This is a genomic window from Nocardia sp. NPDC052001, assembly GCF_040680615.1.
Classification (GTDB): domain Bacteria; phylum Actinomycetota; class Actinomycetes; order Mycobacteriales; family Mycobacteriaceae; genus Nocardia.
The window spans coordinates 110,770-126,109 of record NZ_JBFAXC010000010.1 but is presented as its reverse complement, the minus strand read 5'-3'; the positions used below and the strand labels follow the sequence as shown (position 1 = coordinate 126,109).

Annotated in this window: 16 protein-coding genes; 8 read left to right on the top strand and 8 right to left on the bottom strand. The window is 66.5% G+C overall.

Annotated elements, in window-relative coordinates:
- Positions 1–351 precede the first annotated feature (351 nt).
- The 5 genes from AB0L82_RS34770 to AB0L82_RS34750 all read left to right on the top strand — a co-directional run bounded on the left by AB0L82_RS34770 (position 352) and on the right by AB0L82_RS34750 (position 4,686).
- Entirely contained in the window at positions 352–1,416 is a 1,065-nt protein-coding gene (locus AB0L82_RS34770) for a Re/Si-specific NAD(P)(+) transhydrogenase subunit alpha (RefSeq protein ID WP_364646537.1), read from the top strand.
- Positions 1,416–1,757, top strand: coding sequence for an NAD(P) transhydrogenase subunit alpha (locus AB0L82_RS34765; protein WP_364646305.1), 342 nt, complete (start codon positions 1,416–1,418; stop codon positions 1,755–1,757). Before AB0L82_RS34770 ends, AB0L82_RS34765 begins: the two co-directional genes overlap by 1 nt.
- A 2-nt stretch (positions 1,758–1,759) precedes the next feature.
- Positions 1,760–3,181, top strand: a complete 1,422-nt coding sequence (locus AB0L82_RS34760; RefSeq protein ID WP_364646302.1) for an NAD(P)(+) transhydrogenase (Re/Si-specific) subunit beta — start codon at positions 1,760–1,762, stop codon at positions 3,179–3,181.
- 60 nt (positions 3,182–3,241) lie between these two features.
- Positions 3,242–3,817: a TetR/AcrR family transcriptional regulator gene (locus AB0L82_RS34755; RefSeq protein WP_364646299.1), complete on the top strand. Its 576-nt coding sequence runs from the start codon at positions 3,242–3,244 to the stop codon at positions 3,815–3,817.
- An 80-nt stretch (positions 3,818–3,897) separates the two neighbouring features.
- Positions 3,898–4,686: an SDR family oxidoreductase gene (locus tag AB0L82_RS34750; RefSeq protein WP_364646296.1), complete on the top strand. Its 789-nt coding sequence runs from the start codon at positions 3,898–3,900 to the stop codon at positions 4,684–4,686.
- 61 nt (positions 4,687–4,747) lie between these two features.
- On the opposite strand, the gene AB0L82_RS34745 is transcribed toward AB0L82_RS34750, so the two are convergent.
- Entirely contained in the window at positions 4,748–5,068 is a 321-nt protein-coding gene (locus tag AB0L82_RS34745; protein ID WP_364646293.1) for a co-chaperone GroES, read from the bottom strand.
- A 45-nt stretch (positions 5,069–5,113) separates the two neighbouring features.
- The gene (locus AB0L82_RS34740) at positions 5,114–5,725 is read right to left on the bottom strand and encodes a TetR/AcrR family transcriptional regulator (protein WP_364646290.1); all 612 of its coding nucleotides are present in this window, start codon (positions 5,723–5,725) and stop codon (positions 5,114–5,116) included.
- A 111-nt stretch (positions 5,726–5,836) separates the two neighbouring features.
- On the opposite strand from AB0L82_RS34740, the gene AB0L82_RS34735 reads away from it, so the two are divergent.
- Entirely contained in the window at positions 5,837–7,288 is a 1,452-nt protein-coding gene (locus AB0L82_RS34735) for an MFS transporter (RefSeq protein WP_364646287.1), read from the top strand.
- A gap of 72 nt (positions 7,289–7,360) precedes the next feature.
- On the opposite strand, the gene AB0L82_RS34730 is transcribed toward AB0L82_RS34735, so the two are convergent.
- Entirely contained in the window at positions 7,361–9,064 is a 1,704-nt protein-coding gene (locus tag AB0L82_RS34730; protein ID WP_364646283.1) for a metallophosphoesterase, read from the bottom strand.
- Positions 9,065–9,256: 192 nt separating this feature from the next.
- Between AB0L82_RS34730 and AB0L82_RS34725 the strand changes: the two genes are divergently transcribed.
- Both AB0L82_RS34725 and AB0L82_RS34720 read left to right on the top strand, forming a co-directional pair.
- Positions 9,257–10,576, top strand: a complete 1,320-nt coding sequence (locus AB0L82_RS34725; RefSeq protein WP_364646534.1) for an FAD-linked oxidase C-terminal domain-containing protein — start codon at positions 9,257–9,259, stop codon at positions 10,574–10,576.
- Positions 10,577–10,622: 46 nt separating this feature from the next.
- Positions 10,623–10,913, top strand: a complete 291-nt coding sequence (locus AB0L82_RS34720; protein WP_364646280.1) for a GNAT family N-acetyltransferase — start codon at positions 10,623–10,625, stop codon at positions 10,911–10,913.
- Here AB0L82_RS34720 and AB0L82_RS34715 read toward each other — a convergent pair.
- The 5 genes from AB0L82_RS34715 to AB0L82_RS34695 all read right to left on the bottom strand — a co-directional run bounded on the left by AB0L82_RS34715 (position 10,910) and on the right by AB0L82_RS34695 (position 15,329).
- Entirely contained in the window at positions 10,910–11,239 is a 330-nt protein-coding gene (locus AB0L82_RS34715) for a hypothetical protein (RefSeq protein WP_364646277.1), read from the bottom strand. The genes AB0L82_RS34720 and AB0L82_RS34715 overlap by 4 nt on opposite strands.
- 384 nt (positions 11,240–11,623) lie before the next feature.
- A complete protein-coding gene (locus AB0L82_RS34710; protein ID WP_364646274.1) occupies positions 11,624–12,781 on the bottom strand; it encodes an acyl-CoA dehydrogenase in 1,158 nt (385 codons plus the stop codon).
- Positions 12,782–12,953: 172 nt separating this feature from the next.
- Complete coding sequence (locus tag AB0L82_RS34705) at positions 12,954–13,622, bottom strand: TetR family transcriptional regulator (RefSeq protein WP_364646271.1); 669 nt, start codon at positions 13,620–13,622, stop codon at positions 12,954–12,956.
- A 35-nt stretch (positions 13,623–13,657) separates the two neighbouring features.
- Positions 13,658–14,161 (bottom strand): 5-(carboxyamino)imidazole ribonucleotide mutase, encoded by a 504-nt coding sequence (gene purE, locus AB0L82_RS34700; RefSeq protein WP_364646268.1) that lies wholly within the window; start codon positions 14,159–14,161, stop codon positions 13,658–13,660.
- Positions 14,154–15,329, bottom strand: coding sequence for a 5-(carboxyamino)imidazole ribonucleotide synthase (locus AB0L82_RS34695; RefSeq protein ID WP_364646531.1), 1,176 nt, complete (start codon positions 15,327–15,329; stop codon positions 14,154–14,156). Before AB0L82_RS34695 ends, purE begins: the two co-directional genes overlap by 8 nt.
- Between the last annotated feature and the right edge of the window lie 11 nt (positions 15,330–15,340).

The window sequence follows — 15,340 nt, the reverse complement described above, 5'->3', positions numbered from 1 at the left end:
CCGGTTCACCTGGATACACACCTACCAGTAGGTAGCGCACCGGGCCGTGCGCTCTTGTGGCCGGTAGCAGCGCCGCCGACCATGGAGTTGTCCAGTTTTCCCGCGACCCCATGTGATGCCTATCTCCGCTACGCTCACCGCGAAGCAGGTACAGTTGCGAGAATTCTCACGAACTTACTCACAAGTAAGTTCGGCCCACCGTTTGGACCGGTGACACGGCCCATCAGGAAGTACCGGGTGGCCCGGGCTCACCACGAGAAGGAAGTTTGACAAGTGGACACAACGCAGAGCGATCCAGGCGGAGCGCCCCGCAGTGTTGATTCTCGCGCTACGCACGGCGCGCGCGTCGGCGTGGTTCGCGAGACCAACGCGGACGAACGACGTGTCGCATTGGTGCCGAAGATCATTCCGTCCCTGCTGAAGCAGGGGGTGGAAGTGATCGTCGAGTCCGGTGCCGGCCTGGGCGCGCTCATTCCTGACGAAGCCTACGTCGACGCGGGCGCCACCATCGGCGATCCGTGGAACACCGATGTGGTCGTCAAGGTCGCGCCCCCCAATGACGCCGAGATCGCCAAGCTTTCGAGTGGTCAGACGCTCATCGGCTTCCTCGCACCCCGCAATGCCGACACCAAGATCGGCGCGCTCAAGGCCGCCGGTGTGCAAGCCTTTGCGGTGGAAGCGATTCCGCGCATCTCCCGCGCCCAGGTGATGGACGCGCTCTCCTCGCAGGCCAATGTCGCCGGTTATAAGGCCGTGCTGCTGGCGGCCTCCGAGTCCACCCGCTTCTTCCCCATGCTGACCACCGCCGCGGGCACCGTGAAGCCCGCGACCGTGCTGGTGCTCGGCGTCGGCGTCGCCGGTCTGCAGGCGCTGGCCACGGCCAAGCGTCTCGGCGGCCGGACCACCGGTTACGACGTGCGGCCCGAGGTCGCCGATCAGGTGCGCTCGGTCGGCGCGCAGTGGCTCGATCTGGGTATCGACGCCGCCGGTGAAGGCGGTTACGCCCGTGAGCTTTCCGATGCGGAACGCGCACAGCAGCAGACCGCGCTGGAGAACGCCATCAAGGGCTTCGACGTGGTGGTCACCACCGCGCTGGTGCCCGGGCGTCCCGCACCGCGACTGGTCACCGCCGCCGCGGTCGAGGGTATGAAGCCCGGCAGCGTCATCATCGATATGGCGGGTGAGACCGGCGGTAACTGCGAGCTCACCGAGCCCGGCAAAACCGTTGTGCGCCACGGCGTCACCATCGCCTCGCCGCTGAACCTCCCGGCCACCATGCCCGAGCACGCGTCCGAGCTGTACTCCAAGAACATCTCGGCGCTGCTGGAACTGATGTTGAAGGAGGGTGCGCTCGCGCCCGACTTCTCCGATCAGGTGCTGGCCGATTCCTGCGTCACCCGTGAGGTGGAAGCCTGATGTACACCGAACTTCTCGCGAATATCGCGATCCTGGTGCTGTCCGGGTTCGTGGGCTTCGCCGTCATCTCCAAGGTGCCCAACACCCTGCACACCCCGCTCATGTCCGGCACCAATGCCATTCACGGCATCGTCGTGCTGGGCGCGCTGGTGGTGTTCGGCAAGATAGAGCACCCGTCGGTGCTCATGCAGATCATCCTGTTCGTCGCGGTCGTATTCGGCACGCTGAACGTCATCGGCGGGTTCGTCGTGACCGATCGCATGCTGGGCATGTTCAAGGCCAAGAAGCCTGCTGCGGGCGAAGCGAAGCGAAGCGATGATACTGCGAAGGCGGACCGCTGATCATGGACAATCTGGTCAATATTCTCTACATCGTCGCGTTTGCGATGTTCATCTACGGTCTGATGGGCCTCACCGGCCCGAAGACCGCGGTGCGCGGTAACCAGATCGCGGCGGTCGGCATGCTCATCGCCGTCATCGCGACGTTCATCTCCATTCGCGACACCAATAACTGGATCATCATCATCGCCGGTCTGGTGGTCGGCATCGGCCTGGGCGTGCCCCCGGCCCGCTTCACCAAGATGACCGCCATGCCGCAGCTGGTCGCCGCGTTCAACGGCGTCGGCGGTGGCACCGTGGCGCTCATCGCGTGGGCGGAATTCCTGGAGACCAAGGGCTTCTCGGACTTCCCGGCCGGGGAGCAGCCGACCGCGCACATCGTGATCGCCTCGCTGTTCGCGGCGGTCATCGGCTCGGTGTCGTTCTGGGGCTCGGTCATCGCGTTCGCCAAACTGCAGGAACTGTTGTCCGGCAAGCCGATCAGCGTCGGCAAGCTACAGCAGCCGCTGAACCTATTGCTGCTCGCGGGCGCCATCGCGGCCGCGGTGGTCATCGGTATCGGTGCGACCAAAGACGGTGTGCCGCAGTACTGGATGATCCTGGTGCTGGTGCTCGCGGGCATTCTCGGCCTGATGGTCGTGCTGCCCATCGGCGGCGCGGATATGCCGGTCGTCATCTCGCTGCTCAACGCGCTCACCGGTTTGTCCGCCGCCGCAGCGGGTTTGGCGCTGAACAACACCGCCATGATCGTGGCGGGCATGATCGTCGGCGCGTCCGGCACCATTCTGACCAACCTGATGGCCAAGGCCATGAACCGGTCCATCCCGGCCATTGTCGCGGGCGGATTCGGCGGCGGCGGAACGGCTCCCGGCGCTTCGGGCGACGGTGAGCAGAAGCAGGCCAAGGCCACCTCCGCCGCGGACGCCGCGATCCAGATGGCGTACGCCAACCAGGTCATCGTGGTGCCCGGCTACGGTATGGCCGTCGCCCAGGCCCAGCACGCGGTCAAGGAGATGGCGGCGCTGCTCGAGGCCAAGGGCGTCGAGGTCAAGTACGCGATTCACCCGGTCGCCGGTCGTATGCCGGGCCATATGAACGTGCTGCTGGCCGAGGCCGAGGTCTCCTACGACGCCATGAAGGAAATGGACGATATCAACGGCGAATTCGGCCGTACCGATGTCGCCCTGGTCATCGGCGCGAACGATGTCACCAACCCGGCCGCCCGTGAGGACGCCTCCTCGCCGATCTACGGCATGCCGGTGCTGAACGTCGATCAGGCCAAGTCTGTCATCGTGCTCAAGCGCTCGATGAACTCCGGTTTCGCCGGTATCGACAACCCGCTGTTCTACGCCGACACCACCTCCATGCTGTTCGGCGATGCCAAGAAGTCCGTCGGTGCGGTCACCGAGGAACTGAAGGCGCTCTAGGGTTTTCGCTGAAATACCCCGTTCTTGACCTCAAGGTACAGAACGGGGTATTTTCATGCCATGGGACGGCCACGCAACTTCGAAGCGGACACCGTGGTGGAGCGCGCGATGGAGACGTTCTGGACCAACGGCTATGCCAATACCTCACCGGCACAGCTCGCCGAGGCCACCGGGCTCGGAAAAGGCAGTCTCTACAACGCCTTCGGCAGTAAGCGCGAGCTGTTCGATCGGGCGCTGGAGCTTTACACCCGTCGGGGAACCGCGCTCATCACCGAAATTCTCGACCGGCCCGGGAACACCCGGGACCGGATCACCGCCTGGCTGCGGTTCGTGGTGGATTCCGATCTCGCGCAGCAGCATCGGCGCGGTTGCCTGGTCGCGAACACCACCCTGGAGCTGGCCGGGCAAGACGAGCGCGCCGCGCGCGCGGTCGACGCCGCCCAGCGGCATATGGTCGAGGCCCTCACCGCACGCATCGACCAGGGGCGGCGCGATGGCGATGTCCGGGCCGATATCGATCCGCGCGAGTACGCGGAGTTCATCCAGAACACCGTTGCGGGACTGCGCATTACAGCCATGACGGCGGATGCCGCGACGCTGTATCGCATTATCGATACCGCACTCCGCACCCTCTGAACCACCCGAATCACGGGCCGCGCGAGCGACCCGTATTTTTCTGCCCCAGTTTTTGACCTGAAGTTCAAGAAAGGCATCTCATGGATCTCGGATTGCACGGCAAGACCGCACTCGTCACCGGCGCCAGCCGCGGCATCGGACTCGCCATCGCCGAAGCCCTGGCCGAGGAGGGGGTGCGAGTGGCGGGTGTGGCGCGAAACGCTACGCCCGAACTCGAAAAAATCGCGGCCACAACCATTTCCGCCGACCTCAGCACCCCGGCGGGCGCGACCGCCGCGGTGGACGCGGCACTCGCCGAACTCGGTGGGATCGACATCCTGATCAACAACGTCGGCGGCGGTGACGGAGATCGGCTCGAACTCGGCGGCGTGCTCGATATTTCCGATGAGCAGTGGCGAAATCTGTTCGACCTCAACCTGTTCGGGGTGGTCGCCACCACCCGCGCCGCGCTGCCGAGCCTGGTCGAACGGCGCGGGGCCATCGTGACCGTATCCTCGATCAACTCGCGGGTGCCCGCGGCGGGGCCGGTGGGCTACAGCGAGGCCAAATCGGCACTGACCTCCTTCGGCAAACGACTCAGCGAGGAGTTCGGACCGCAGGGCGTCCGGGTCAATACGGTGTCACCGGGTGTGGTCGGCACCGCGATCTGGCGCGGACCGGGACATGTCGGAGCCAAGCTCGCGGCGGCCAACGGCGTTGCCCAGGAACAGTTCCTGGACGCGATCCCCGCACAGTTCGGTATCGCCTCCGGGCGCATCTCCGAACCCGGCGAGGTGGCGGCGCTGGTGACGTTCCTGGCCTCGGAACAGGCCGGGAACATCATGGGCGCGGACTTCGTCATCGACGGCGGCACGGTGAAGACGCTCTGAGCTCACCGGCCCGTGTCCCTAAACGGCACGGGCCGTTGCCGTTTCCGGGCCCGGCCTTGGATCAGAGGTACAGGCCGGTGCCGTGTTCGGCCTGCTCGTTCGCGACCGCGTGGATATCGCGTTCGCGCAGTACGTAATACGCCTGCGCCTGGATCTCGACCTCGTACTGGTCGTCGGCGCTGAAGAGCACCTGATCGCCGACCTTGATGGCGCGCACGTGTGAGCCGACACCGCACACCTCACCCCAGGACAGCCGCTTGGCCACCTGGGCGGTCGCCGGAATGAGAATGCCCCCGCTGCTGCGACGCTCGCCCGCGTCCTGGTTGAGCTTGACCATGACGCGGTCGTGCAGCATTTGGATTTCGAGCTTGGGATCGGGCACGGCGACACTGTACTGCGGTGCGGTGACCGCGCCGGGACCGACCGGTCAGGAGCTCGCGTCGGGGGCGGCGGCATCCGGTTGCGGGGCGACCACGCGGCGAATCGCGTCCTTGGTCCACTTGCGCACCAACTCCGGATCGCTGTGCTCGCCGAGCGAGAACTCGGCGACCTGCGGGACCGCGAGCGGATAGTTGATCATGCTCATCAACAGCATGATGACGTGACCGGACGGCATATCCTTGCGGATCAGCCCCTTCTCCTGCGCCACTTCGACCTTGGTGCGCTTCTCCAGATAGCGGCCGCAGCGCAGCTCACCCGCCGAGGCGTTCTCCGCGCCCAGCTCCAGCGCCTCCCACATGAGCAGGCGCAGCAGTTCGGGATGCTCGCGGTGATAGTCCAGATGCTGATCGATCCAGGTGTCCAGATCCTCGATATCGGTGGTGACCGAGGCCGCGACATCCAGCATGGTCTTCTCCAGCACCTGCCGGAACAGCAGTTCCTTGTCGCCGAAGTAGGCGTAGATGAGCTGTTTATTGGCCTTGGCATTGCGGGCGATCCGATCGACCCGGGCCCCGGCGATGCCGTGCGCGGCGAACTCATCGGTGGCGGCAGCGAAGATCCGCGCCTTCGTCGCCTCGGGATCCCTGACAGCTGCCATGGCATCAATGGTAACCAACTAAGTAGTTGACAGGGTCGCGGGCGAGGGATTACTTTCAACTAACCAGTTGGTTATCAGATCCGGTCCTTGCTCCACGTTCGGGAGAACGACGTGACTATTCTCGAAAGCCGTTCCACCGCAGCCATTTCCGCACCGCCCGGGCCGTTCCCGAAGCGGTGGCGGGTGCTGCCGGTGATCCTCACGGCCATGTTCATGGCCATGTTCGACTACTTCGTCATCAATGTGGCGGCGTCATCGCTGCAGCACGATCTGCACGCGGGGGAGGCCGCGCTCGAACTGGTGGTGGGCGGTTACGGGTTCGCCTACGCCAGCGGGCTCATCACCGGCGGGCGGTTCGGTGATCTGTACGGGCATCGGCGCATGTTCGTCATCGGGATGCTCGCGTTCGCCGCCGCCTCGCTGCTGTGCGGACTCGCCTGGAGCGCCTGGTCCCTGGTGGGATTCCGGGTGCTGCAGGGGATTACGGCCGCCGCGATGGTGCCGCAGATGCTGGCGCTGATCAACACCATGTTCCCGCCCGCCGAACGCGCCAAGGCGATGGCGGCGTTCGGGGCGACCGTCGGACTGGGCGCGGTGTCCGGGCAGGTGCTGGGCGGGGTGCTGCTCGACCTCGACCTGTTCGGGTGGGGGTGGCGGACCATCTTCTTCATCAACCTGCCGATCGGGGTGATCGCGGCGCTGCTGGCGGCGCGGTGGCTGCCCCGGCATGAGCAGACCCATCGCCCGCGGCTGGATCCGGTTGGCGCACTGGGGATCTCGGCGGCGCTCGCACTGGTGCTGGTGCCGGTCACACTGGGACGGCCCGAAGGGTGGCCGGTGTGGACCTGGGTGTCCATGGCGGCGGCCCTGCCGGTACTGCTGCTGACCCTGCGGTACGAGGCGGCGCTCACACGGCGCGGCGGACAGCCGGTGCTCGACACCGCGCTCATCCGGGAGCGGGTGTTCGCGGCGGGCATGGTGATCTCCGGCGGCTACCTGGCGTTCTTCGCGGGATTCATGCTCTGCCTGACGCTGCTGCTGCAGAACGGGCTCGGCATGTCACCGCTCGCGGCCGGACTCACCTTCGCACCCCTGGGAATCGCCTTCGCCACCAGTTCGCTATTCGCCCGCAAGGTGGCCGAGCGAATCGGCAATCGGGTGATGGTGCTGGGCACGGGCATCAGCTTCACCGGGCTGGCGATCACCGTCGGCGTGCTGGGCTGGTACGGATCGTCCATCACCGCACCGACTTTGATTCCGGGCATGGTGCTGGTCGGCATCGGCAATGGGATGACCATTCCATCGGCCATCGGCGCGGTGCTGTCCGCAGGGATTCCGGCGCATCAGGCCGGAATGGCGGCGGGGGTGCTCACCACCGCGCAGCAGTTCGGAAACGCCATCGGCGCAACGGTTCTGGGCACCATCTTCTTCAGCGCGCTCGGCGGGGCACATGATCTCGGCAGCTTCGTGCACGCCATGGAGATCGCGGCGCTGGCCGCACTGGGAATCGTGGCGGTGGTGCTGGCGGCGGCATTCACACTGCCGCGTACGGCCACACGCTGAATCGTCCGCACGAGGATAAGGGCACGGCATTCGCTCGAATGCCGTGCCCTGCTTTATTTCTCGTCCCGCGATCTAGCCGCGGACCTGGCGGCGGTAGGTGACCTTGTCGAATTCGCGGCCGTATTCGTCGACGGCGATCACGTCCATTTCGCTGGAGAAGAAGCCGGGGCGGACGTCGACTCGGATGAAGGAGTAGTTGCGGAAGCGCACCCGCGACCAGGGGGCGGCTTCGTCGGTCTTGGCGCCGCCGGAGTTCCAGACGTAGCTGTTCGGGACGGCGGTGTCGGGCAGCTCGTGGCCGCGGTAGCTCTCCTGCGAGCCGGGCTGGAAGCCGTAGCGCGGGCGGCCGCCGCCACCGACGGTGTAGTAGACGGTGCCGTCGGTGTCCGGGTAGACGATCGAGTTGTCACCCGCCGCCTTGCCGGGCACACCGCCGCGGATCGGGTCGGTGCGCTCGAAGACGTGATTGTGGCCCTGGAGAACGAGATCCACCTGATAGCGGTCGAACAGCGCGCACCAGGCGGCGCGCACACCGCCGTCGCTGGCGTGTGAATCGGTGGTGGAGTAGGCGCAGTGATGGAAGAAGCAGACGATGAAATCGATATCCGGATTCGAGCGGTAACGCGCGAGAGTGCTTTCCACCCAGCTGTTCTGGGCTCCGCCGGAGTAGCCGGTGTTCGCGCCGATCTCGTAGGAGACGTCATTGGCGTCCAGCGACAGCACCGCGACATTGCCGTAGGTGAAGGAGTACGCGGACGGGCAGCCCGCCGGGCCATTGCCCGGGAAGTCAAGGCGCGCAAGGTGTCCGCCGTAGCCATGGGTGTTGTACGCGGCTTCCATATCGTGGTTGCCGGTGGCGAACATCCACGGGGTGGTCGAGGCGCTGGATTCGATCGCGCCGAAATACACATCCCAGACGTAGGGATTGAACTTGTCGAAACCGTTCGCCGGGGTGCCGCCGGAAGCCACGTACTGCGGGCTCTTACCCGCGCCCGAGGGATCGGCGTAGGCGATATCACCGGCCAGCACATGGAAATCCGGTCGGGCGGCGACGATTTGGCGCATGACGTTCTCGGTGTGCCGGACGCCCGGCTCATTGTCCGGCTTGTAGTACATATCGTCGTAGTCGCCCGGAGCCAGACCCGCGGGCCGGCCCGGGGTGTCGTCCGCACCCTGATCGCCCATCATGGTGAAACGGAAGGGCAGCACCGCCGCGCGCGCGGTCGGCATGGCGGTGGACGCCGAGCGGACATCGCCCGCGAAACCGTCGGAGCTGCGCCAGCGGTAGAACCGCGGCAGCCGGCCGGGCAGGCCGTCCAGCGGAGCGTGCACGTAGAACTGTTCCGCCGCAAGGACTCCCCCGTCGGCGCTGGGGATCTGGGTCACCAGGTTGCGCACCTCGGCCTCGACGGTGCCGCCCAGCGCGGGCGTGGGGCCGTGATCCAGGAATACCCTGGCAGAACCCGGATTTCGGGACAGCTGGGCCGAAAAGCGCAGCTGCGACGCCGAATCCGCGCCGAAGCCGACGTGGCGACCGGCCACGCCCAGCGGGGCGTCATCGGCGTAGGCGCGGGCGGCGAACGGTGAGGCGCCCACCCCGGCCACCGCCGCGGCCGCCGCGGAGCCGAGCAGGAAGTTCCGGCGCGAGACCGCATGGCGGCGCAGATAGGCGCGATGCCAGTCATGCTGCTCGGCCATGGTCATCTGGGCGGCGAGCCGCGCGGGGATACCGGTATCTGGAACGTCACCGGCGGGATTGAGCGGTGTGGACGGCATGAGTTCGCATGCTGGCCGATCAGAGTGTGCGCGGCAATCACCGGGGCACCCCGACACGGAGAACACTCGGTAAACAATGCCAGGAATTGCGACCAATCGGACACGCGCCCGATTTATGGGCATATCACGTAGTTTTCAACTGTGGATCAGCACACAGCTCTCGACACCCTGCGCGCCCAACTGCCGGACGGCATGCTCGTCACCGATCCCGATGTACTCGGGGCCTATCGCCAGGATCGAGCCCTGGATCCGGACGCCGCGCTCGCGCTCGCCCTGGTGCGGCCCACCACCACCGCACAGGTCTCGGCGGTGGTGCGCTGGGCGCATGAGCATCGGGTGCCGATCGTGCCGCGCGGCGCGGGCACCGGACTCTCCGGCGGTGCTACCGCACAGGCCGGGGCGCTGGTGCTGAGCACCGAGAAGATGCGCGAGATCAGCGTCGACCCGGTCACCCGCACCGCTGTCGTACAGCCGGGGCTGTTGAACGCCGAGGTGAAAAGGGCTGTCGCGGAACAGGGGCTGTGGTATCCGCCGGATCCGTCGTCGTTCGAGATCTGTTCCATCGGCGGTAACGCGGCCACCAACGCGGGCGGGCTCTGCTGCGTGAAGTACGGCGTCACCACCGATTACGTGCTCGGTATGGAGGTCGTGCTCGCGGACGGCACCGCGGTGCGGCTGGGCGGGCCGCGGCTCAAGGATTCGGCGGGGCTCTCGCTCACCAAACTGTTCGTGGGCAGTGAGGGGACGCTCGGCATCATCACCGAACTCACATTGCGGCTGCTGCCCGCACAGCCGCCGCAGTCGACGGTGGTCGCGAGCTTCCCGACGCTCGGCGGGGCGATGGAGGCGATTCTCGCCATCACCGGGGCGCTGCGGCCTTCCATGCTGGAGTTCATGGATTCGGTCGCCATCAACGCGGTCGAGGACGAATTGCGCATGGGCCTCGATCGCACCGCCGCCGGGCTGCTGGTGGCGCGGTCGGACGCGCCGGGCGAATACGCCGGGCACGAGGCCGACATCATGCTCGCCGCCTGCGAAAAGGCCGGGGCGAGCGAGGCTTTCCGCACCGATGATCCCGATGAGGGCGAAGCCTTCTGCGCCGCACGGCGATTCGCGATTCCCGCGGTGGAGCGCAAGGGCCCGCTACTGCTCGAGGATGTCGGGGTGCCGCTGCCCCGGCTCGGCGATCTGGTGCACGGCATCGCCGATATCGCGCGCGAACGCCGGGTGCTCATCTCGGTGATCGCGCACGCGGGCGACGGCAACACCCACCCGCTGATCGTGCACGATCCGAATGATCCGGCCGAGTCCGAGCGCGCGCACCTGGCGTTCGGCGAGATCATGGATCTGGCGATCGGACTGGGCGGCACCATCACCGGGGAACACGGGGTGGGACGGCTGAAGAAGGCGTGGCTGCCCGATCAGCTCGGCCCGGATGTGATGGCGCTCACGCGCCGGGTCAAGGACGCCCTGGATCCGCACGGGATACTGAATCCGGGCGCGGTCATCTGACCTGCCGCCCGGAACAATCCGCCGCGCGAGGGAGTTTTCACCGACCATGAGTACCCGGCTGGAACACAATGTCGACGACACCCGCTACGAGATCTACCTCGATGACACCCTCGCGGGCTACGCCGACTACGCCGAGCGCGTGGACGGCGACAAGAAGACCCTCGACATCCAGCACACCCTCACCTTCCCGGAGTTCCGGGGCCGCGGCGTGGCCGCGCAGGTGGTCGAGTTCGCGTTGAACGACGCACGCGCCCAGGGGTTCTCGATCATCCCGACCTGCTGGTACGTGGAGAAGTACATCGGCTCGCACCCCGAATACGCCGATCTGGTCGGCTAATTCGACCGATTACCCTCGGGTCGCTGCGCCCGCCACACCAGGAACTGCCGATCCCCGGTGCTCACCATGGCTTCGACGACCTTCTCGTTGTCGAAGCCGGGTAGCCGCTGCAATCGCGCCAGGAACGCGGTGTCGGCGGCGGAATGCGGTACCACGCATCCCTTACCGGTGGCCCCGATCAGCACGAAGAAAACATCTTCGGCGAACGGCCCATCGGCCGTGGTGATAATGCGCACCTCCGCCAGCTCCCGCCACGCGACTTCCTCCACCCGTCCGTCCGCGAGGGTCCGCCGGACGAAGGTGTCGGTGATTTCGACTCCGGCCATGGCTCCATAGTGCCCCCGCTTTCCCACTTCGAACAGTCTTGAAACCTCTTATTTCCCAAACCAACACACAACGTTCGAGGCCAAACCCTTGTGACACCCGGGAATTGGGGGCAACCCGGACATCGGACACGCGCAAACGCGCCGATGTCCCACCGCTGCCGCGAGAAAGACGAAAGACCAGTCTCTTTCAGTTCGAATGCACCATGGCAATCACCTCGACCTCGATCTGCCAATCGGACTGTGCCAGGAAACCGCCGGAGTGATCATGAACGGCCGGAACAGGTTTCGTATTTCCGCGGCGCGCCGAACCGCAGTCCGGAAAACCGGAGGCGGTACCGAGTAGCACTCGGTACCGCCTCCGGAAGGTGGTGAGCGACGCCGCGATCAGCGCAGGATCTGACGCGACATCACCAGACGCTGAATCTGGTTGGTGCCCTCGTAGATCTGGGTGATCTTGGCATCACGCATCATGCGCTCCACCGGGAAATCGGTGGTGTAGCCCGCACCGCCGAACAGCTGCACGGCATTGGTGGTGACCTCCATGGCCACATCGGAGGCGAAGCACTTGGCGGCGGCGGAGATGAAACCGAGGTTCTTCTCGCCACGCTCGGCGCGCGCGGCCGAGGTGTAGACCATCAGGCGCGCGGCCTCGACCTTCATCGCCATATCGGCGAGCATGAACTGGGTGTTCTGGAAGTCCGCGATGGCCTTGCCGAACTGCTTGCGGTCCTTGGTGTACGCGATGGCCGCGTCCAGCGCGCCCTGGGCCAGGCCGACGGCCTGCGCGCCGATGGTCGGGCGGGTGTGATCCAGGGTCTGCAGCGCGGTCTTGAAACCGGTGCCGGGCTCGCCGATGATGCGATCGCCCGGAACCTTGCAGTTCTCGAAGTACAGCTCGGCGGTGGGCGAACCCTTGATGCCCAGCTTGTGCTCCAGCGGGCCGACGACGAAGCCCTCGTCATCCTTGTGCACCATGAACGCGGAGATGCCGTTGGCGCCCTTATCGGCATCGGTGACGGCCATGACGGTGTACCAATCGGACTTGCCGCCGTTGGTGATCCAGCACTTGGAGCCGTTGATGATCCAGCCGTCGCCGTCCGCCTTGGCGCGGGTGCGCATGGAGGCGGCGTCGGAGCCGGCCTCACGCTCGGACAGCGCGTAGGAGGCCATGCCGCCGTTCACGATGGTCGGCAGCACCTGCTGCTTGAGCTCCTCCGAGCCCTGCAGGATCAGGCCCATGGTGCCGAGCTTGTTGACCGCGGGGATGAGCGAGGAGGAACCGCAGACGCGGGCGACCTCTTCGATCACGATGCAGGTGGCCACGGAGTCCGCGCCCTGGCCGCCGTAGGCGTCCGGCACGTGCACCGCGTTGAACCCGGCGGCGTTGAGCGCGGTCAGCGCCTCCTCCGGGAAGCGGGAGTTGCCGTCGACGTCCTTCGCGTACGGGGCGATCTCCTTCTCCGACAGCGCGCGGATCGCGCCGCGCAGCTCATCGTGGAAGTCCTCGAGCTTGAACAGATCGAAATCGGGATTGCCCGCCATGGATTCGTCTCCTGGTCGTTCGGATCGGATCGCCGCTGGAAGCCCAACCTTCCCAGCGTCTCGGCACTCAGTGCCATTCAAAGCAAAGTATACGCCGCGATATCGCGGCCACGTGCGCTTAGTTCCCTACCAAACCCTGGCACGCAGTGTCATTTACGCCACTGCGCACCGGTCACAGCGTATCGAGACGACGCCGCAGAAGATCGGCGACCTGCCGGGACGGCATATCGCGCGGGAACACCGCGACCACCAGTTGATCCGATTCCACACCCGCCGGACGCACGGCATCACCGCGCGGCACCGTGGCCAGCGCCGCGCGCAGATCCGCCGGACTCGCATCGGACTCGCCGCGCACCATGCGCCGCAGCAGATAGTTGTGCGTGGCGGTCACCGCCGCCGTGAACTGCACCAGGGCCAGATCCGACTCGCCGCGCAACCGCGCGCGCAGATAGTCGGTGAACAATCGCTCATAGCGGAAAACGGTGACGATCTCGCGCTCGCGCAGTGTCGGCACCTGCCGCACCACCCGATACCGCCGCGCCGCCAATTCCCGCCACTGCGTGAACCTTTCGAACACCGCGATCACGGCTTCGAGCACCGCGTCCCACGGATCGCCGTGCGCGGCATCCAGATACGCCCGGGCCTGCGCCAGCTGCGATTCGTGGTCCGCGAAGACCACATCCTCCTTCGACCGGAACTGCCGGAAGAAGGTGCGCCGCGAAATACCGGCCGCATCCGCTATCTCATCGACAGTGGTTGCCTCATAACCCTTTTCGGCGAACAACCGCAGGGCATGATCGACAACCGTCAGGCGTCTGGCAGTAGCGTCGTCGGGGGCCACCTGCCCACCGTAGCCGGGTGGGCGCACGGATTCGGTCAGCCCAGCAGCTGGGTTCGCAGGGCCTGATCCTTTTCCAGGACCATCTTCTCCAGATCGGCCTGGAACCGCTCCATCCGCCCGCGGAGTTCGGGATTCGAGGCGGCCAGAATGCGCACGGCCAGCAGGCCCGCATTGCGCGCGCCGCCGATGGAGACCGTCGCGACCGGGACGCCGCCGGGCATCTGCACGATCGAGAGCAGCGAATCCATACCGTCGAGGTGCTTGAGCGGAACCGGGACGCCGATCACCGGAAGCGGGGTCGCCGAGGCGACCATGCCCGGCAGATGCGCCGCGCCGCCCGCGCCCGCGATGATCACCTGGAGACCGCGACCGGCGGCCTCCCTGGCGTAGTCGAGCATGCGCTGCGGGGTGCGGTGCGCCGAGACCACGCCGACCTCGAAGCGAATACCGAACTCCGCCAAGGCTTCCGCGGCGGCGACCATGGTGGGCCAGTCGGAGTCGCTGCCCATGATCAGGCCAACCTGTGCGGTCTCAGTCATGATGCGGATCCCATCCGTCGGTCCAAATCGCGTGCGACATCCAATGCGCCGCGCGCTCCGCTTTCTCGCGGGTGACGGCGACATCGTCGCCGAGGATATTGATGTGGCCGATCTTGCGATCGGGGCGCTCACCCTTGCCGTACAGGTGCACCTTCGCCTCCGGCAGGCGCGCGGCCAGATGATGCAGGCGCTCGTCCATGGACATCGCCGGGGATTCGGCCGCGCCGAGAATATTCGCCATCACAGTCACCGGAGCCAGCGGCGCGGTGGAACCCAGCGGGTAATCCAGCACCGCGCGCAAATGCTGTTCGAACTGACCGGTGCACGCGCCGTCCATACCCCAGTGGCCGGAATTGTGCGGGCGCATCGCCAGCTCGTTCACCAGCAGCTCACCGGAGTGCGTTTCGAACAGCTCCACGGCCATCACCCCGGTGACGCCGAGTTCGGCCGCCAGGCGCAGCGCCAGGGCACCGGCTTCGGTCGCGCGCTGTTCGGGCAGGGCGGGCGCGGGGGCGATCACCACGGCGCACTGGCCATTGCGCTGCACGGTCTCCACCACCGGCCAGGCCGCCGCCTGACCGAACGGGGACCGCGCCACCATGGCCGACAGTTCGCGGGCGAGATCCACCTTGGCCTCGGCCAGCAACGAAACACCATGCGCCAGTTGATCGTTGACAATGCGCTCGGTCTCTGCGGCATCGGCGGGCATCCACACGCCGCGGCCGTCATAACCGCCGCGCACCGCCTTGAGCACGAACGGCCAGCCGTTCGCGTCACCGAACTCGACCGCGTCCGTGACCGATCTCACCTCGGTGAACGCCGGAATCGGCAGACCCAGCTCGGCCAGCTTGCGGCGCATGATCAGCTTGTCCTGCGCGAAGATCAGCGCGCTCGGCGGCGGCTGCACATTCACGCCCTCGGCGATCAGCGCCTGAAGATGCTCGGTCGGCACACCCTCGTGATCGAAGGTCACCGCGTTCGAGCCGACGGCCGCCTTACGCAGCGCCGCCAGATCCTGATGGCTGCCGAACACCACATCGGGGGTGACCTGCGCCGCCGGATCATCCGGCCGCTCGGCCAGCACGCGCAGCCGCTGCCCGAGCGCGATGGCCGCCTGATGGGTCATGCGCGCGAGCTGACCGCCACCGATCATGGTGACGGTGGGCATCGCGGAGGAAT